Source organism: Bacterioplanoides sp. SCSIO 12839 (genome assembly GCF_024397975.1).
In the GTDB taxonomy this organism is placed as follows: domain Bacteria; phylum Pseudomonadota; class Gammaproteobacteria; order Pseudomonadales; family Oceanobacteraceae; genus Bacterioplanoides.
This window is the reverse complement of sequence record NZ_CP073745.1, coordinates 349,736-367,915: the sequence shown is the minus strand read 5'-3', so window position 1 is coordinate 367,915 and position 18,180 is coordinate 349,736. Positions and strand designations below refer to the sequence as shown.

At 49.2% G+C, this 18,180-nt stretch carries 17 protein-coding genes; 8 read left to right on the top strand and 9 right to left on the bottom strand.

From position 1 onward, the window contains the following. Positions 1-74: 74 nt before the first annotated feature. Together KFF03_RS01785 and KFF03_RS01780 are read left to right on the top strand one after the other, a co-directional pair. Complete coding sequence (locus KFF03_RS01785) at positions 75-1,709, top strand: methyl-accepting chemotaxis protein (protein WP_255858564.1); 1,635 nt, start codon at positions 75-77, stop codon at positions 1,707-1,709. Positions 1,710-1,866: 157 nt separating this feature from the next. Beyond that, positions 1,867-3,501, top strand: a complete 1,635-nt coding sequence (locus tag KFF03_RS01780; RefSeq protein WP_255858563.1) for a methyl-accepting chemotaxis protein — start codon at positions 1,867-1,869, stop codon at positions 3,499-3,501. A 132-nt stretch (positions 3,502-3,633) separates the two neighbouring features. Here KFF03_RS01780 and hslU read toward each other — a convergent pair whose 3' ends face one another. Both hslU and hslV read right to left on the bottom strand, forming a co-directional pair. Then, on the bottom strand, positions 3,634-4,980 hold the full coding sequence (gene hslU, locus KFF03_RS01775; RefSeq protein WP_255858562.1) for an ATP-dependent protease ATPase subunit HslU: 1,347 nt from the start codon (positions 4,978-4,980) through the stop codon (positions 3,634-3,636). Further along, positions 4,980-5,525, bottom strand: coding sequence for an ATP-dependent protease subunit HslV (hslV, locus tag KFF03_RS01770; protein WP_255858561.1), 546 nt, complete (start codon positions 5,523-5,525; stop codon positions 4,980-4,982). The genes hslU and hslV overlap by 1 nt, the downstream gene beginning before the upstream one ends. Before the next feature lie 131 nt (positions 5,526-5,656). Here hslV and KFF03_RS01765 point away from each other — a divergent pair, with 131 nt between their 5' ends. Then, complete coding sequence (locus tag KFF03_RS01765; RefSeq protein WP_255858560.1) at positions 5,657-6,160, top strand: peptidylprolyl isomerase; 504 nt, start codon at positions 5,657-5,659, stop codon at positions 6,158-6,160. A 134-nt stretch (positions 6,161-6,294) separates the two neighbouring features. Here KFF03_RS01765 and KFF03_RS01760 read toward each other — a convergent pair whose 3' ends face one another. Then, entirely contained in the window at positions 6,295-6,696 is a 402-nt protein-coding gene (locus KFF03_RS01760; protein WP_255858559.1) for an LPP20 family lipoprotein, read from the bottom strand. Positions 6,697-6,804: 108 nt separating this feature from the next. Between KFF03_RS01760 and KFF03_RS01755 the strand changes: the two genes are divergently transcribed. From KFF03_RS01755 to KFF03_RS01745, 3 genes are all read left to right on the top strand, one after another. Further along, a complete protein-coding gene (locus KFF03_RS01755) occupies positions 6,805-7,386 on the top strand; it encodes an LPP20 family lipoprotein (RefSeq protein WP_255858558.1) in 582 nt (193 codons plus the stop codon). A 93-nt stretch (positions 7,387-7,479) separates the two neighbouring features. Further along, positions 7,480-9,021 (top strand): hypothetical protein, encoded by a 1,542-nt coding sequence (locus KFF03_RS01750; protein ID WP_255858557.1) that lies wholly within the window; start codon positions 7,480-7,482, stop codon positions 9,019-9,021. 209 nt (positions 9,022-9,230) lie between these two features. Then, positions 9,231-9,881 carry an MBL fold metallo-hydrolase gene (locus tag KFF03_RS01745; RefSeq protein WP_255858556.1) on the top strand — a complete coding sequence of 217 codons (651 nt, stop codon included), beginning with the start codon at positions 9,231-9,233 and terminating at the stop codon, positions 9,879-9,881. An 84-nt stretch (positions 9,882-9,965) separates the two neighbouring features. Here the strand turns inward: KFF03_RS01745 and KFF03_RS01740 are convergent, their stop codons facing one another. The 6 genes from KFF03_RS01740 to KFF03_RS01715 form a co-directional block, all read right to left on the bottom strand. Beyond that, on the bottom strand, positions 9,966-10,493 hold the full coding sequence (locus KFF03_RS01740; protein ID WP_255858555.1) for a hypothetical protein: 528 nt from the start codon (positions 10,491-10,493) through the stop codon (positions 9,966-9,968). 63 nt (positions 10,494-10,556) lie between these two features. After that, a complete protein-coding gene (locus KFF03_RS01735) occupies positions 10,557-11,039 on the bottom strand; it encodes a hypothetical protein (protein WP_255858554.1) in 483 nt (160 codons plus the stop codon). A gap of 39 nt (positions 11,040-11,078) precedes the next feature. After that, complete coding sequence (locus KFF03_RS01730) at positions 11,079-11,318, bottom strand: FeoC-like transcriptional regulator (protein ID WP_255858553.1); 240 nt, start codon at positions 11,316-11,318, stop codon at positions 11,079-11,081. Next, the gene (gene feoB / locus KFF03_RS01725) at positions 11,315-13,615 is read right to left on the bottom strand and encodes a Fe(2+) transporter permease subunit FeoB (RefSeq protein WP_255858552.1); all 2,301 of its coding nucleotides are present in this window, start codon (positions 13,613-13,615) and stop codon (positions 11,315-11,317) included. Before feoB ends, KFF03_RS01730 begins: the two co-directional genes overlap by 4 nt. Further along, a complete protein-coding gene (locus tag KFF03_RS01720; protein ID WP_255858551.1) occupies positions 13,612-13,872 on the bottom strand; it encodes a FeoA family protein in 261 nt (86 codons plus the stop codon). Before KFF03_RS01720 ends, feoB begins: the two co-directional genes overlap by 4 nt. A gap of 149 nt (positions 13,873-14,021) precedes the next feature. Next, positions 14,022-14,870, bottom strand: a complete 849-nt coding sequence (locus tag KFF03_RS01715; protein WP_255858550.1) for an SDR family oxidoreductase — start codon at positions 14,868-14,870, stop codon at positions 14,022-14,024. A 137-nt stretch (positions 14,871-15,007) separates the two neighbouring features. Here KFF03_RS01715 and KFF03_RS01710 point away from each other — a divergent pair, with 137 nt between their 5' ends. Continuing rightward, positions 15,008-15,916, top strand: a complete 909-nt coding sequence (locus KFF03_RS01710; RefSeq protein WP_255858549.1) for a hydrogen peroxide-inducible genes activator — start codon at positions 15,008-15,010, stop codon at positions 15,914-15,916. Positions 15,917-15,961: 45 nt separating this feature from the next. Beyond that, a complete protein-coding gene (recG, locus tag KFF03_RS01705) occupies positions 15,962-18,097 on the top strand; it encodes an ATP-dependent DNA helicase RecG (protein WP_255858548.1) in 2,136 nt (711 codons plus the stop codon). Positions 18,098-18,180: the final 83 nt, after the last annotated feature.

Below are 18,180 nucleotides of genomic sequence, written 5' to 3'. Positions count from 1 at the left end.
ATTCGTCCAAAAAATATACACTACACTGAAATGATTACTTTTTAACCACACACAGTTTGTGGAGGAATTTTAAGATGAATTGGCTGCGCTCTTTTAGCATCCGCGTACGACTGGGGCTATCACTGGCAACATCCGTTCTGTGCATCTTAGCGGTACAGATGATCGATATCAGCAATAACAATGATCGCTTATTGGAAGCCCGACAACACACAGTTCAGCAGCAGGTCGAAAGCAGTTATAGCCTGATACAACATTTCTACAAGCTGGAACAGCAAGGTATGCCGCGGCTGGAAGCACAACGCCTGGCAAAAGACGCTATTCGTGAGCTGCGTTACGGCAACAACGATTATTTCTGGATTAACGACTCCACCCCGGTTGTCGTGGTTCATGGCGTAAAGCCATCCCTGGAGGGCAAAAACGTTAACAACATTCAGGACCCGAACGGCCTGTATCTGTTTCAGGAAATTGTTAAGGCATCAAAACGTAATAAAGGCGGTGATTTTGTCAGTTATTTCTGGCCTAAAGCCGGATCTGATATTCCGGTTGAAAAGCTCAGCTTCGTAATGCATTTTCCACAGTGGGACTGGATCATTGGCAGCGGCATTTATATCGATGACGTCGCCGTAGCATTTCAAGAAAATCTAACCTCCATGGTGATCACCAGCCTGTTAATTATCGCCTTACTGGCTTCAATTATGATGCTGATTTCCAGCAGTATTCGTAAACCCTTATACCGTATTTCAAATGCCATGCATGAAATTGCTCAGGGAGAAGGCGATTTAACACAACGACTGCCGGCAGCCGGTAAGGATGAAATTACCGCGATTGCACAATCCTTTAATCAGTTTGTTGAACAGATTCAGAAGTTGGTTCTCGAGGTGCAGGACACCAGCAGCCATGTTTCCGGTAACAGTGAGCGCATCATTGGATGCAGCCAGGAAATTCGTGCCTTGACCGACAGCCAATTACAACAAACGGACATGGCCGCCACCGGCTCAGAACAAATGACACAAACAATCCGTGATGTTGCCAGTAATGCAGAAAACGCCGCCGCTTCAGCCCGGGAAGCCGATGAACATGCAAAAAAAGGCACCAACATCATGCAGCAGGCACAACAACAGATAACCAGTCTTGCTGAGGATATGCGCAATTCTCAGGAAGTAATTGAAAGCCTGCGCAATGAAACGGAAAGCATTGGTTCGGTACTGGATGTGATTCGAGGTATTGCCGAACAAACCAATTTATTGGCGCTGAATGCCGCGATTGAAGCGGCTCGGGCTGGCGAGCAAGGCCGGGGCTTTGCAGTGGTCGCCGATGAAGTTCGCACACTGGCATCACGTACCCAGGAGAGTACCGAAGAAATCAACAATATGATTTCCCGATTACAAGAGCAGGCAGCTCAGGCCGTTACCTCCATGGAAAACAGCGCACAAAGCTCAGAGAAAACATCTGACATGTCACAGCAAGCCGCAGAGACGATTGCCAGCATCAGTGGCGCGGTATCAACCATTACCGAGATGAACCTCAGCATTGCCTCAGCCGTGGAGCAACAAAGTGTGGCGGCGAATGAAATCAATGGCAACATCGCCCAGGTAGTTCATTCCACCCAGGGCATCAACAGCGCCATGCAAACCGCTGAAGCTGAAACGGCGGAGTTATCTACGGTAAGCCAAACATTAAAAAATCTGGTCAGTCGTTTCACCGTCTGATCAAACCATAGCCAGGTTTTTATCAAAACCTGGCTTTTTCTCTTAATCCCTCTTATGCGTTATCAGGCATTGGTCGTAAATGGCCTGGAATGACAAAAAACCTCATAAAAACGTCCTATACTTATATAACCATACTTTTTTAATGGAGAATTTCTGAATGGACTGGTTACGTTCTTTTTCGATTCAGGCTAGGCTCTGGTTTTTGCTCGCTGTTTCTATCGGTTGTGTTATCGCGGTACAAATCATTGATATTACAAATAGCCGCAGTCACTTGCTTGAAGCCCGCCAACAAACGGTGCAACAACAGGTGGAAACGGCATACAGCCTGATTCAGCACTATTACGATCTACAATCGACTGGCCTCTCTCAAACCGATGCTCAGCAGCATGCGATGGCTGCGGTTAAAAAATTGCGCTACGGCAATAATGATTATTTCTGGATCAATAATTCCGATCACACAGTGCTTGCCCATGGCCCTAAGCCAGAATTGGAAGGCAAAAACATGAGTAACCTGCAGGATGCGAATGGTCTGTATGTGTATCAGGAAATTGTGAAAACCGCTCTGAAAAATGCTCAGGGAGGTTTTGTGCCTTATTTTTGGCCCAAAGCCGGATCAGACAAAGCATTAGAAAAAATCAGCTTTGTAAAACATTTCCCACAGTGGGACTGGGTCGTTGGTAGCGGAATTTACATCGATGATGTTGAAGTCATGTTTCAGAAACGACTTGCTGGCATGATTACATCCAGCCTGATCATTATCGCGCTATTAACCATTAGCATTCTGATGATTGCGGCCAGCATCCGCAAACCATTAGCCAGTGCAGTAAATGCCATGCGTGATATTTCCCGTGGCGAAGGAGACCTGACACAACGATTACCCGACCACGGCAAAGATGAAATCACACACATCGCTAAAGCCTTTAATCATTTTGTTGAGCAGATACAGAACCTGGTCGGTCAGGTTAAAAATACCAGCCAGACCATTTCGGCCGGCGCCACCCAAATCGCAGAATACGCTGGTACCATTCAGAAACAAACCGGCCATCAGCTGCAACAAAATGATATGGCCGCAACCGGCTCCGAAGAAATGACCCAAACGATCCGCGAAGTCGCCAGCAATGCGGAACAAGCGGCGGATTCGGCACGTCAGGCCGATGATGATGCAAAATCCGGCACGACGATCATACAAAGCACCCAGCAACAAATCAGTGAACTGGCCAGTGATATCAAGAGTTCTCAGCAGGTCATTGAGGCACTGAGAAACGAAACCAATAATATTGGCTCGGTGCTGGATGTGATCCGCGGCATTGCCGAACAAACCAACTTATTAGCATTAAACGCTGCTATTGAAGCGGCGCGGGCTGGCGAGCAAGGGCGTGGGTTTGCAGTGGTGGCCGATGAAGTCAGAACACTGGCATCTCGTACTCAAGAAAGCACCGAAGAGATTAACCGAATGATTTCAGCCCTGCAGGATCAGGCTGCGGATGCCGTATCGGCCATGGAGCGCAGCGCGGCTTCATCTTCAACCACCTCAGAAAAGTCACAACAAGCCTCGGCAACCATTGCCCGGATACATGATTCAATCTCCAATATTTCAGCCATGAACATGGGGATTGCATCAGCCGTCGAGCAACAAAGTGCTGCGGCCAATGAAATTAACGGCAATATTATTCAGGTGGTGAATTCCAGTAATGAGATTGACCGGATTATGGATAAGGCAGAAGCACAAACGGCCGAGCTGTTAAATATCAGTGGCGAACTGAATACGTTAGTCGAGCGCTTTAAAGTCTGATATCGATTGATGCAACAATTACCAGATAAAAGTCACCAGACACAAAAAATGCCGCAAATGCGGCATTTTTTGTGTCTGGCTCCCACGCAGAGCGTGGGGGCCAAAGTAGAGTAAGTGAGAGTAAAAAATGCCTTACAGAATAAACTGACTCAGATCCTGATCCTGCACCAGATTACCCAACTGCTCGTTAACGTAAGCGGCATCAATCACTACCGCTTGCGACATATCGGTTGCGTCAAAAGAAATCTTTTCTAACAGACGCTCCATAATGGTATGCAAACGGCGAGCACCAATATTCTCGGTGCTTTCGTTCACTTCGAAGGCAATTTCTGCCAGACGTTTAATCGCATCATCGGCAAATGAAATAGCCAACCCTTCGGTTTCCATCAGGGCAACATATTGCTGTGTCAGGGAGGCATTTGGCTCCGTTAAAATACGCTCAAAATCACCCGGAGTTAATGCTTCCAGTTCCACACGGATCGGTAAACGACCCTGTAATTCCGGAATTAAATCGGATGGCTTCGATAGGTGGAACGCACCGGATGCCACAAATAAAATATGATCGGTTTTGATCATGCCGTATTTGGTTGAGACGGTGCAGCCTTCGATTAATGGCAGCAGGTCACGCTGTACACCTTCACGGGAAACATCACCACCAGAACCACTTTCCTGACGTTTGGCGACCTTATCAATCTCATCGAGGAAGACGATGCCGTTTTGCTCAACCAGCTCAACGGCTTTGGCTTTCACTTCGTCCATATTCAGCAGCTTGGCCGCTTCTTCATCACGCAGCTGTTTTTTGGCATCGGCGATTTTTAATTTACGTGTGGTTTTTTTCTCGCCACCCATGTTAGAGAACATGTTTTGCAGCTGGCTGGTCATTTCTTCCATGCCAGGAGGTGCCATAATCTCTACGCCAACATTCGGCGCCTGGGCGATATCGATTTCAATTTCTTTATCATCCAGCTGACCTTCGCGTAATTTTTTACGGAAAATCTGGCGGGTGCTGGAATCTTCCGGCTTAGGTTCTTCGGTAGTATCCCAGCTGGTTGAAGTGGATCGTGCCGGTGGTAACAGGGCATCCAGAATACGTTCTTCTGCGGCTTCTTCCGCGCGCATAGAGACTTTTTCCATCTCCTGTTCACGCAGCATTTTTACGCCGGTTTCCACTAAATCACGGATAATGGATTCCACGTCTTTACCCACGTAACCCACTTCGGTGAACTTGGTTGCTTCAACCTTAATAAAAGGTGCATTCGCCAACTTGGCTAAACGACGGGCAATTTCAGTTTTACCCACACCCGTTGGACCAATCATCAGAATATTTTTGGGCGTCACTTCATCGCGCAGCTCAGCGTCCAGCTGCATACGACGCCAGCGGTTACGCAGGGCAATAGCGACAGCACGCTTGGCATTATTCTGACCAATAATATGGCGGTCTAATTCGTGAACAATTTCACGCGGGGTCATCTGACTCATTATTTCGCTCCCGCTACATCGTTAGCATTTAAACTTTCAATGGTTAAATTGGTGTTGGTAAACACACAAATTTCACCGGCAATATTTAAGCTTTTTTCAACAATATCCCGGGCACTTAATTCGGTGTTATCCAGCAGCGCACGTGCTGATGCCAATGCATAATTACCACCGGAGCCAACACCAATTAAGTCATCTTCCGGCTGCAACACATCGCCATTACCGGTAATAATCAGAGAAGCCGTGTGATCGGCAACCGCCAGAATGGCTTCTAACTTGCGCAGTGCTCGATCTGAGCGCCACTCTTTGGCCAGCTCAACCGCCGAGCGGGTCAGCTGACCATGGTGTTTTTGCAGTTGTGCTTCAAATTTTTCAAACAGTGTAAACGCGTCCGCCGTACCACCGGCAAAGCCAGCAATTACCTGACCGTTGTACAAACGGCGAACTTTACGGGCATTACCTTTCATCACGGTATTACCCAGAGAAACCTGGCCGTCGCCGCCAATTACCACTTCATCACCACGGCGTACGGATACAATTGTTGTCATCGCTAAATCCTGATTCTGTTAGCCTGAAACTTATCTAGTAGTTCTGATATGGGGACGCGATCAGAGAGTTCAAGAGCATTGCCAGAACCTCGACCAACACCGATACTGCGCGCCGAAAACAGGAGATCATTATGAAAATCGCAAAAGATACCGTCGTCCAACTGCATTACAGCCTGTACGACGACCAGGGCAATCTGATTGAAAGTACGCAATCGACCGGCGGCGACCCGGTTGCTTATCTGCAGGGCCACCAGAATATGATTCCGGGCTTTGAGAAGGCCGTGACAGGAATGGAAGCTGGTGAACAACAGAGTTTCACACTGGAGCCCAAAGACGCTTACGGTGAACGAAAAGAAGGTAACGAACAGCGTATCCCGGTGAAGCACCTACAAGGCGCGGGCACCGCTAAAAAGCCGAACTGGCGTAAAGGCATGGTAGCTTGGGTAGAAACTGAGCAAGGCACACGTCAGGTTACCGTGGTGAAGGTTGGTCGTTTTATGGCGGACGTCGATACCAATCATCCGTTAGCCGGTCAGGCGCTGCGTTTTGATGTGGATATTGTGAATGTGCGTGCTGCCACACCGGAAGAAATTGCGCATAAACACGCCCATGGTGTGGGTGGCCATCAGCACTAATCCTTTATGGAACATGAGTGCCGATGGGGATATTAACGTTTAAAGCAGAGGCAGGATGCCTCGGTAGCGCGGCAGGGCCAGGGATGGCCCTTCGGCGCGGCGGCTAAACGTTAATATGCTCATTGGTGTCTGAGTTATTCGGCAAACACCCAGACATAATATTCATCTCGCTGAGCGTCATACCAGCTTTCCCTGACCCTTGCTTTAACCGTCACTTGATTAACCTTCTCCCGTGTTTCCTTGTTCAGCGTCACACTCTCCCGGTCATTGTGTACCCGGGTGGTTAGCTGCGACACACTGCTCACCTCGACGCCCTGGCGGGCCGCCAATCGCTCACGGGCACGCTGGATCGCACACTCCTGCTGTGCATAGTGTCCTTTGATGTGGAAACCACAAGACGCCACAACACCATTCCCCGGGTTCAGCAGCCATTCAGGTTGCCCCTGCTTTACTGGCACCTGAGTACACGCTGAGACAATATAAGCGATTAAAACTAAAGCAATTTTTATGAGAGAACGGGTCATCTTCTGGCGCATTGGAGCGTCCTTTTATAAGACAGAGATCTGTGTGGCATTTTGCCATAGCATTCGCTATTCTCGATAAGACATTCTTAATAAACTGCCGCTTCACTCAAGGAGAGGAAAATGATGGTTCGTAACCTTTTTGCTGCTGCCGCTGCGACTTTACTGGTAGCTTGTGCATCTAACCAACCTGCACCACAACAACCTGTTGCCAGCTGTGTTTTTGCTGACGGCTCTGGCCAGGCTGCTCCTGAGTGGGTATGTGGCGCTCCGGTTAACGGCGTTGATCTGTCTGCTGTTGGTTATGCTGACAAGTCAGGTGCTGGCCCTAACTTCATGAAACAAATGGCTGCGACAGCGGCTCGTGTTGAACTGGCACAAACCATGAAAGTTGAAGTTCAGAACATGATCAAGCAGTACGCTGAAACCACCGGTGCTGGCGACAGCGAAACCGTTGATCGTGTTAACACCTCTGTTACCAAGCAGATCACCAAAGAAACCCTGGTGGGTTCTAAAATCTTCCGTCAGATGCCAACCCCAAGCGGCGGCATGGTGGTTCTGGTTGGTTTAGACGCTGACACCCTGAACCAGCTGGCTGAGCAGGCGTTAAAAACATCGATGAACAACGAACGTGCTCTGTGGCAAAAGTTCCAGGCCGAGAAGTCATTTGACGAACTGGCTTCTGAAATTGCCAACATGGAATAAGTCGTCGTTATACGATGAAAGAAGCCGGCGTTTGCCGGCTTTTTTATTGATCCGGTTATATCCCGTCCTAAATAGCGTTGGCAGGAGAACATCATGAAAAAGGCACAGATTAAAAACGTTTTGCTGTTTTCTGCAGCACTGCTAAGCAGCTCACTGTTAATGGCAGAAACGCAGCTGAGTGAATATGAAAAATGGCGTCAACAAGAGCTGAAAAGCTTCCAGAGTTACCTGGATGAAAATGACAAAAGTTTTATTCAGTTTCTCAAAGCACAGTGGCAAGCGGTGGATGTAAAACCAGAAACCATTCGCGACCCGGCGCCTAAGCCTGATGTATTTCCAACAGCACCCGATGTTCAGCCTGATCTGGCAGAAAAACCCGCTCCTGTTATCAAACCTCAACCTATCAAATCCCCAGCACCAGTAAAACCACTGCCAGTTAAACCTCAAACTCCCAAACCTCAAACAACGAAGCCTGTGGCTCCAAAACCGGCTGTTCCAAAACCGGATAACACGGATACAGGCCTGGTAACCGAACTCGAAAGTAAGAATATCCGCACGGCCAAATTTCGATTTTTTGGCAACCCGGTGACAATTCAATATGCAAAAAGTTTTAAGCGTAATTTTTCAGGAAAAATCAGCGGCGAAAAAATTGCTGATTATTGGCAATACCTGGCCGCTCAGGAACATCAGCCGACCATCAATCAACTTCTGACAACGGCACAAGAATTAAATCTGAATGATTGGGGAACCGCGCTGCTGTTTGATCAATTCTCTGGCAGTATTTTACGGCAACAAACCAGCCGCCGCTTAACCAGTTGGTTCTTATTAGTAAAAGCGGGATACGATGCGCGTGTAGCCTATAACGACAATTTATTTCTGCTGCTACCATCCAAACAGGAGTTATTTGGTACCACGTTCTTCAACCTGAATAACACACGTTATTATGCCGTTAACCTGAATGGTAAATCATTGAAACCCGGCAAAGTGTTCACCTATGACAAGCAGCACGGGGCAGGCTCCGGCCAATTAGACTTCAGCCAACCTAATGCATTTATTGCTCAGGGGAAAACGGAAAACCGGGCGCTGTCTTTCCAATATGATAACCGTGACTATCAACTAGAGATCAGTTATCCCAAACGTTACGTAGACTATTTCAACAGTTTTCCGCAGTTATCTCTGCCGAATTATTTTAAAGCTGGCTTACCCGCCGTCACGGCAGAATCCCTGTTACAGCAATTGCGTCCAATCGTTGACGGGCAAAGCGAACAGGAAGCTGTTAATCGTTTATTACGGTTTGTCCAAACCGCTTTTAAATATAAAACCGATGACCAGCAATTTAAGCAGGAAAACTATCTTTTCCCATTAGAGACGCTGCATTACCCTTACTCCGATTGTGAAGACCGCGCGGCGTTATTCGCCTGGCTGACGGAAAGCTTGTTAGGGCTGGATGTGATTATTCTGGATTACCCCGGGCACATTGCCACAGCGGTTAATTTTAATAGCAAGGTCAATGGTGATGCCTGGCAGTATCGGGGCAAACGTTATGTGGTTGCTGATCCAACCTATATCAATGCCAGCGCGGGCATGACCATGCCGCAGTTTGCGGGTAAGGCCCCTAAAGTAGAACCATTTTAAGCTTGTATTCCTAACAGCCCAAACAACAGAATCTGTTTCTGCCACCGCCCCGAAGGCACATCCCTGTGCCTGCCGGGCGGACGCAACATCCTGTTGCTGCTCTCGAAACAGATTCCATTCTTCGGGCTTCGCAGAAAACAAAATACTTTGCTCTTAGTTTAAGCAGGGGTACCCTACTCCCGTGATTAGATGATAAATAAGAGAGCGCCATGTCCGCGTTATCCGTAGCGGTTGTGCCAGTAACGGCCTTCGCCCAGAACTGCACCATTCTGATGTGCAACAACACCAAACAAGCCGCCATCATTGATCCCGGTGGTGATATCAGCAAAATAAAACAACAGCTGGATAAAATGGGCGCCAGTGCCAGTAAAATCCTGCTGACTCATGCCCATATTGATCATGCTGGTGGCACGGCAGAACTGGCAAAAGAACTGAACCTCCCGATTGAAGGGCCACATAAAGGCGACTTGTTCTGGATTGAGGGCTTACCACAGCAGTCTGCGATGTTTGGCTTCCCGGCCGTAGAAACCTTTACCCCGGATCGCTGGTTAGACGACCATGACGAAGTTCAGGTTGGCGAGCTAACGCTACAGGTGATTCACACGCCCGGACATACACCCGGCCATGTGGTGTTTTATAACCCGGAAAATAAACTGGCTTTTGTTGGCGACGTATTGTTTAACGGCTCTATTGGCCGGACGGATTTTCCTCAGGGTAACCACCCGGAATTAATCGCATCGATTCGTGAGAAGCTGTTCCCGCTGGGTGACGATATTGAGTTTATTTGTGGCCATGGTCCAAATTCGACCTTTGGCCATGAACGTCAAACCAATCCCTTTGTATCTGATCATCGCGGTTAATGCTCAAAAAAGTGACGTAAAAAAGCGGTGCTGCCGATTTGGCAGCACCGCTTTTTTATATCGTTTTTGTGAATATCGAATAATTTATTCGTCCAGCGGCTTCGCCAGTTCTGAAACCCTGTGGGTTTGCACACGCTCAAGCTGACGCTGACGTTCTTTGCTTTGCTTCAGCGCTTCATCCATTTTTTCATTGTAAATATCCAACCAGGTACGTGAGCCAGGGATCATCCGTGCCAGATCACGCATGCCTTGTTTTAAGGCCATCAGGTGCGTTTGATAACTCAGTTCCTGCGATATCAATACCTTCTTAAACGCCGTTGCACTGCTGCTGTCCAGCACCGTATTAATATCCGTCAGGTTGGCTTGCCAGTCTGCCGTGGTTTTCTCCAACAGGGCAACTTGTTGCACCAGAGCATTCAGATCTCGTTGCTCGGCATAAATAACTTTTGGCTCAGCAAATTTCAGCACCACCACCGTGATTGCGACTGAAATGCCCACCAGAGCCAACAACACCATCACAATCAGGATATTACGGTTGGTATTGGCGGTATTCTCCAAAATCGTCAGCCGCTGGCTATCACTAAGATCGTATTCCTCGTCCCTGCTGCTCACGGGATTCTCCCATATAATTAGCCAATGATATTCACTAGTTTAGCAGTTATTGAAAGAGCTGATTTAAAATACCCATCCATGTGATCCTGCTACCGCCGCCAATACTGTAATTAAACTCACCGTCAGAAGTGTCCAGTGCAGTTTTTGCATCACAGCAAACGTTCGATCGCTGTTGATTTGTGCCTGTTGATGATACCAACGATGTAAAAATAAAGGCTCAAAGACAAATAGAATCAGACTGAATATAAGCCATATCAGAGTCATTGCATGCATCCACCAGAACTCTGCCGAGGCATACCGTTGCCACAGGTTAAGCGTTTCGATCAGATAAAACCCGGAGATTCCGGTGACTAATGTGGTGAACTTAGCAATAGCAGCAAACCGCCCCTCCAGTTGCTCGAACAATGCCATTCGCTGCATTTCATCGGGCTGGAGACGTAAAGCAGGTATTAATACCAATGTGACAAAAGCCACACCACCAATCCAAATAACAACACCGAATACATGCAGTGCTCTGGCCAGAATTAATAGTTGATAATCTTCCATTGAACTGCTCCCTTTTAGTTTGTATCAGCGATAACCCGGTTATTGCTGAAGGCCAATCTGACCCGACTCCACCCAGCGGTATTGCACCGAAGAAGTATCCCCACAACCGCAGCCACCGGAACATCCCGCCGCCGTATTTTTCACCACCATTCCACGGCGCATCCAGATACTGAACATACTGTCCAGCGCATCATCCGATAGCTGAAACTGCCGGGTCAGAACTGACTGAGCAACCCAGCCCTGACCTTCCAACACTTGTCTTAATTGCTGCAGAATCATGTCGCAGCCCGCCAGCCGGATTGCATCACATCACCGCGGCGGCGCATCAGAATAACCACCAGGGCAAAGGCCAGCGAATAAAATAGCAGCCACAATAACGATGCTTGGGGATGACGACTAAAGGTTGCCAGTTGATAAAACAACGTCGATATCATAAATGCCATACCCATTGACCAGACGGCGATAAAGGCCGACCAGCGCGGCCCAACTTCCCGGACAAATGCACCCATCGCCGCCGCACAAGGGGTGTACAGCAAGATAAATAACATATACGCAAAAGCCCCAACGGAACCATCAAACTTCTGCAACAAAGTATTCAGTGTTGAGACTTCCACTTCCTGCTCCGCCGCAGCCGTTTCCAGTGATGAAATATCACCAATATCCAAGCCGATAGGGTCACTCAGGCTGATGCCAAACAGGTTTTCAGGAATGGTCGCCAGCGCTTCATTCAGACTGCCAAACAAATCATATTCAGCACCCTCTTCGGCGGCACCAGAATACAAGCTGTTCAGCGTGCCAACCACAGCCTCTTTGGCAAAAATGCCGGTGACAATGCCAATAGTGGCTTCCCAATTATCGGCTTCCACTCCCAAAGGAGAAAACACTGGTGTAATCATCTGACTGGTTTTCGCAAGAACCGATTCATCATCTTTTAAGTTACCAAAACGACCGTCCAGGCTGATGTTATTGAGTACACTCAGCACCGCCACAACCCACACAATGGTTTTACCCGCTCCGGTTAAAAAACCTTTCAGCTTTTGCCAGGTTTTAATACCCACATTGCGCAGGGTTGGAATTTCATAATCCGGCATTTCTAATAAAAAGTTTTCACTGCTACCTGGCAGTAAGGTGTAACGCAGCACTAACCCGGTAATCACCGCAGCGGCAACGCCACACAAATACAACAGAAATACGATGTTCTGACCATTATCCGGAAAAAAGGCGGCGACAAATAAGGCATACACCGGCAGGCGCGCGCCACACGACATAAACGGACTCATAAAGCTGGTGATCAGGCGTTCACGCTCTTTATCCAATGTGCGCGCCGCCATCACGGCCGGAACCGTACAACCAAAGCCCATAATCATCGGCACAAACGATTTACCGGGCAGACCAATTTTCTGCATTAAACGGTCAACCACAAACGAGGCACGTGCAAGATAACCCGAACTTTCTAACACCGATAAAAACAAATACAGACAGGCAATCACCGGAATAAAGGTTAATACTGTCTGAACCCCGGCACCGAAGCCCTGAGCAAGAATAATATCCAGCCACCCTGGAGCGTTTAGCTGAGTTAATGCCTCACTGATGCCATCAACGAATACGGCTCCGGCAGCAATATCAAAGAAGTCGATAAAGGCACTACCGACGTTGATGGAAAACTGAAACATCAGATACATCACCGCCAAAAACACTGGAATACCCAGCCATTGATTCAATAATAACCGGTCAATGTTATCGCTCAGGTCGGCAGCCAGTTTACCTTCCTGAGATACCGCTTGTTGTGTCAGCTGGTATATCCAGCTGAAGCGGGTATCGGCAATGTGTAAATCCAGATCAAGCTCGAGGCTGTTGCCTGTATCCAGCACCTGTTGCTGACTATCCTCCGACAGTTGTTTTAGCAACCACGGGTCCCGCTCTAAGACTCTTAAGGCAAGGGCCTGACCATGTAAATGGGGCAATAACGGCTGCGCCAAAGGCGCAAGCCGTTGCTGCGCTTGTTCAACCTGAGGGGCATAATCCAATTGCAATGCAGGACTCAACTGCGCCTGCTGAAACAAATCCGGCAGCTGTTGCTGAAAGGCTTTAACCTGCTTCTGATGATGAGCGCTCAAAGCCACTACCGGGCAAGCCAACGATTGCTGCAGTTTTGGCAAATCAATGTTGAGGCGCTTTCGCCGGGCTGCATCCATCTTGTTCAGCACCACCACAACCGGCAGCCCCAGCTCGCGCAGCTGTAATGTCAGGTACAAACCCCGTTCCAGCGTGGTGGCATCAATCACATTGATAATCAGATCCGGGCGCTGGTCAGTGATATAAGAGAAGGCAATTTGTTCATCCACCGAGTGGGCATCATTCACATCCAGCGAATAAATGCCGGGCAGATCAATCAGTCGGGCTTCAACTGTATCAGGGTGAGAGGCGTTTTCAGCAGGTAGCAATAAACGGCCTTCTTTTTTATCAACCGTTACACCACTCCAGTTACCAACTTGCTGACGGCTACCTGTTAGAGCATTGAATAGCGAAGTTTTTCCACTATTGGGATTACCTACCGTGACAATATGCAGGCTCATGAGTGCGAACCCTGTGACAGAGGTTCATGTGATAACAACTCGACCCGCACTTTATTGGCCAGCATTTGGCGAATGGAAAACTGCGAGCTGCCGATACGCAACTGTACCGGATCACCCAGAGGCGCACGGCGCACCAGTTGAATCTGACGATTGGGCAACAGCCCCAGCGACAGCAGTTTTTTGCGTAATGCCGGATCAATATCCAGCAGTTCTATCACTCTGGCCGTTTGACCAGCTGCCAGCTCACCTAACAACATAGCAACACCAATAAGAATACGATCAATTATCAATATTGCTAAGTATAAGAGTTATCTGCAGGCAGATCTTGCGTTGAATCAGTTGCTGACCACAAACATTTTATGGCCAGCCAAAATCGGTCAAAAGAGAGGATCTCAAGGGCGCCGCGTTAAATCAGCCCCATCTCGGTCAGCTGCTTATCGTAACCCTTGCGATAGTTGGGATAATGAAACTGATAACCTAAGGCTTTCAGGCGCTGGTTAGAGCAACGGCGATTGGCGCGACGGGTGGCTTCAGGCAGATCGTGGTCATCATCTACATCACCAATACGGTCTTTCATCCATTCCAACACCTCGAATAAAGTCGCCGGTTCGTCATCGGTGGCGAGATAAATGTCATCCAGAACATCGCCATTAAGCTGACGCTCAATCAGCATCTGCAGCACACCAACACAATCATCGCGATGGATACGGTTGGTCCACACTGGTGGTTCCGGATCACAATGACCGCCTTGTTTGGCTTGCTCGATCATACGGTTACGACCCGGACCATAAACCCCCGTCAGGCGCACAACGGTACCCGGCAGTTTATCGCGCAACAGTGCCTGTTCGGCCGCCAGCATTTCTTTGCCGGCAAAGCTGGTTGGGCTCAACTCAGACGTTTCATCGACCCATTCACCATCCATCTGGTGGTAAACACTGGAGCTTGAAACAAAGAAAATGCGCTGGGGATTATTGGGTTTAACCGCGCGAAGTACATTGCGCAGGCCTTTGTAGTAGTAGGTGTGATAACCCTCTTTGGAAAAGACCGGCGACGCCACGCTGTACACTACAATATCAACGGCGGGCAGGTCGATCAGGGTTTCCAGCTCGGCCACATCGGCCTGAATTAACTGCACCCCTTCGGCAATGGGCTTATCTGAACGCCGCAGCCCCCAGACCTCATGCCCACTATCCGCCAGTTTCTGAGCTAAGTGACCACCAATATCGCCAGCGCCAACAACCAGAATCCGAGCCATGCACCTTCCTCCAGAAAATCTTATTTTTATTTAGAGTAGCAGTCTTTATTTAACTCCACCTCGTCGGTAATATCATAGGCAAGATAAATCAAAATCCGCTATTTTATTTAGCCTGACAATATAAGCTGGAGCCTGATATGACGTTAACAGAGCTGAAGTACATCGTCACCCTCGCACAAGAACGTCACTTTGGCCGTGCTGCCGAGAAGTGTTTTGTCAGCCAGCCAACACTCAGTGTGGCCATTAAAAAGCTCGAAGGTGAGCTGGATATTGCTATTTTTGAGCGCAGTAAAAGTTCCGTCACCGTGACACCTCTGGGTGAGCGCATCATTACCCAGGCACAGAAAGTATTGGAAGAATCCCGCGCCATTAAAGAGATCGCCAGTGCCGGTAAAGATCAGCTATCCACTCCTCTGAAGCTGGGCGCTATTTTCACCATTGGCCCCTACCTGTTCCCACATCTGGTGCCACAAATCCACCAGCAGGCATCCAATATGCCGCTGTATCTGGAAGAGAACTACACCGGTGTCTTACGTCGCCAACTGCGCGATGGTGAGCTGGACGCTATTATTGTCGCCCTGCCGTTTAACGAACCCGATGTATTAACCCGTCCGCTTTACGACGAAAATTTTGTGGTCGTGCTACCAAAAGACCATGCCTGGTGCCAACAAGACAGTATCGACCCCAACCAGCTGGTAGATGAAGACCTGTTAATGCTGGGCCAGGGCCATTGCTTCCGTGATCAGGTATTTGAAGCCTGCCCGGCACTGAGCAATAAACACCACAAACGTTTGGGCAGTGTCACTGAAGGCAGCTCTCTGGAAACTCTGAAACATATGGTGGCCACCGGCTTAGGTATTACCGTGCTGCCGGAATCGGCCATCAGCAATCTGGATCAGACGCTGGTGACGACCCGTCCATTCACTTCGTCAGCGGAGCAATCCGTTCCCAGCCGTACCGTGGCACTGGCGTGGCGTGCCAGCTTCCCGCGCGGCCAGGCAGTGGATTTATTGCTCGACACCGCACGCCAGTGCCGTATCGACTAACCATGCAAATCAACGACTCATCATATAAAGCAACGGATAGGCGACGTGAGCAAACTCAGTAAACTCACCGACTTAAAAGGGGTTGGCCCAAAGCTGGCAGAGCAACTGCACAAGCTGAATATTTTCACCCTGGCCGATCTCTATTTCCACCTGCCGTTTCGTTACGAAGACCGTAGCCGTATTACGCCGATTGGTGGCTTACAACCGCAACGACCGGCGGTATTTCAGGGTGACGTCCGGGGCGCGAATGTGGTGTTTGGCAAACGTCGTAGCCTGTTGGTTAAACTGCAGGATGCCAGTGGTGTGATAAGCCTGCGGTTTTATCATTTTACCGCCGCACAAAAAAAACAATTCAGCAGCGGCACCACACTGCGCTGCTATGGTGAACCCCGCCGTGGCGCCAGTGGGTTAGAGATTTATCATCCGGAATACAAAATTCTGGAAGACGGCTTAGACGAAGAATTAGAAGCCACACTCACCCCCGTCTATCCAGCTACCGATGGCATTTCACAACAGCGGCTACGCTTGCTGCATGAGCAGGCGCATGAATTATTACGCTCAAAACAGGTGGATTTAACCGATTTATTTCCTTCACAATGGTTAGCCCAGTGGCGTTTGCCCACGCTGGAAGAATCGCTGTTATTTTTGCATCAGCCCGACCGCGATACCGATCTGGCGTATTTATTATCCGGCCAGCACCCGGCGCAAAAGCGCCTGATTTTGGAAGAGTTACTGGCCCACCAGCTGTCGTTGCATAAAATTCGCGCTCAGGTTCAGTCGCACCAAGCCCCAGCCATTCTCACGTCACAAACTCCACAAACACCAGAATCGCCTCAGACGTTACAACAGCAGTTATTAGCACAATTGCCCTTTACCCCAACCGGCGCACAACAACGGGTGGTCAAAGAAATCGAACAGGATATTCAGCAACCGTATCCCATGTTGCGTCTGGTTCAGGGAGATGTCGGCTCTGGCAAAACCTTAGTCGCCGCACTGGCCGCCTGCGATGTATTGGAAGCCGGTTATCAGGTGGCTTTAATGGCACCAACCGAAATTCTTGCCGAACAACATTTGAATAACTTATCCGGCTGGTTTGAACCGTTGGGCATTCGTTGCGGCTGGCTGGCGGGCAAAGTGAAAGGCAAAGCTCGCACTCAGGCACTCACGGATATTGCGGATGGCACAGCCCAACTGGTCGTGGGCACCCACGCGCTGTTTCAGGACGATGTGACGTTTAAGCGCCTGGGATTAATCATTGTCGATGAGCAACATCGCTTTGGTGTACACCAACGACTGGAGTTACGCGAAAAAGGCGTACAAATGGGGTTATCGCCACATCAACTGATTATGACCGCCACCCCAATTCCGCGAACCCTGGCAATGAGTGCCTATGCCGATCTGGATACCTCGGTGATTGATGAATTACCGCCTGGCCGCAGTCCAATCACCACGGTCGCGCTGGCCGATAATCGCCGACCAGAGATTATTCAGCGCGTCAGTGCCGCTTGTGCGTCCGACACTTCTGGGAAAGAGAACGGTGGAAAAGCCGCGCAGGCCTATTGGGTCTGCACCCTGATTGAAGAAAGCGAAGCGCTGCAATGTCAGGCCGCCGAAAACACCGCGGAAGAACTTAAAGCCGCCCTGCCGCACCTGCGTATTGGTTTGGTTCATGGACGCATGAAACCAGCAGAAAAAGCCGAGATTATGGCGGCGTTTAAAGCCCATGAACTGGATTTATTGGTCGCCACCACGGTGATTGAAGTGGGCGTTGACGTGCCCAATGCCAGTCTGATGATTATCGAAAACCCGGAACGGTTGGGGCTGGCACAGCTCCATCAGCTGCGTGGCCGGGTTGGCCGTGGCAGTGCCAAAAGTCATTGTGTGTTGTTGTATAAATCGCCTCTGTCATTCACCAGCAAGCAGCGGTTACAGGTAATGCGCGATAGTCAGGATGGTTTTTATATTGCCGAGCAGGACCTGATGATTCGTGGCCCGGGCGAAATGCTCGGTACCCGCCAGACCGGGCTACAGATGTTACGCGTGGCCGATTTACAGCGCGATGGCGACCTGCTCCCCCAGGTACGGGAAATGGCCGAACAGCTGTGGAACCATCACCCAGACACTGTTGAGCCGCTGATTCAACGTTGGCTTGGGGAAGCCGAGCGCTTTGCCAACGTCTGATTCATACAAAAACTTCTTCGCTATCCAAGCAAGCCTGCCAGCCTGTTCTATATTTATTACATACCTTTTCTGAACTGCGGTGG

What these genes read in the sequence shown, in the direction of transcription:
- KFF03_RS01785 (WP_255858564.1), top strand. Translation starts at nt 75, where the DNA reads ATGAATTGGCTGCGCTCTTTTAGCATCCGCGTACGACTGGGGCTATCA.
- KFF03_RS01780 (WP_255858563.1), top strand. Translation starts at nt 1,867, where the DNA reads ATGGACTGGTTACGTTCTTTTTCGATTCAGGCTAGGCTCTGGTTTTTG.
- hslU (WP_255858562.1), bottom strand. Translation starts at nt 4,980, where the DNA reads ATGAGTCAGATGACCCCGCGTGAAATTGTTCACGAATTAGACCGCCAT.
- hslV (WP_255858561.1), bottom strand. Translation starts at nt 5,525, where the DNA reads ATGACAACAATTGTATCCGTACGCCGTGGTGATGAAGTGGTAATTGGC.
- KFF03_RS01765 (WP_255858560.1), top strand. Translation starts at nt 5,657, where the DNA reads ATGAAAATCGCAAAAGATACCGTCGTCCAACTGCATTACAGCCTGTAC.
- KFF03_RS01760 (WP_255858559.1), bottom strand. Translation starts at nt 6,696, where the DNA reads ATGCGCCAGAAGATGACCCGTTCTCTCATAAAAATTGCTTTAGTTTTA.
- KFF03_RS01755 (WP_255858558.1), top strand. Translation starts at nt 6,805, where the DNA reads ATGATGGTTCGTAACCTTTTTGCTGCTGCCGCTGCGACTTTACTGGTA.
- KFF03_RS01750 (WP_255858557.1), top strand. Translation starts at nt 7,480, where the DNA reads ATGAAAAAGGCACAGATTAAAAACGTTTTGCTGTTTTCTGCAGCACTG.
- KFF03_RS01745 (WP_255858556.1), top strand. Translation starts at nt 9,231, where the DNA reads ATGTCCGCGTTATCCGTAGCGGTTGTGCCAGTAACGGCCTTCGCCCAG.
- KFF03_RS01735 (WP_255858554.1), bottom strand. Translation starts at nt 11,039, where the DNA reads ATGGAAGATTATCAACTATTAATTCTGGCCAGAGCACTGCATGTATTC.
- KFF03_RS01730 (WP_255858553.1), bottom strand. Translation starts at nt 11,318, where the DNA reads ATGATTCTGCAGCAATTAAGACAAGTGTTGGAAGGTCAGGGCTGGGTT.
- feoB (WP_255858552.1), bottom strand. Translation starts at nt 13,615, where the DNA reads ATGAGCCTGCATATTGTCACGGTAGGTAATCCCAATAGTGGAAAAACT.
- KFF03_RS01720 (WP_255858551.1), bottom strand. Translation starts at nt 13,872, where the DNA reads ATGTTGTTAGGTGAGCTGGCAGCTGGTCAAACGGCCAGAGTGATAGAA.
- KFF03_RS01715 (WP_255858550.1), bottom strand. Translation starts at nt 14,870, where the DNA reads ATGGCTCGGATTCTGGTTGTTGGCGCTGGCGATATTGGTGGTCACTTA.
- KFF03_RS01710 (WP_255858549.1), top strand. Translation starts at nt 15,008, where the DNA reads ATGACGTTAACAGAGCTGAAGTACATCGTCACCCTCGCACAAGAACGT.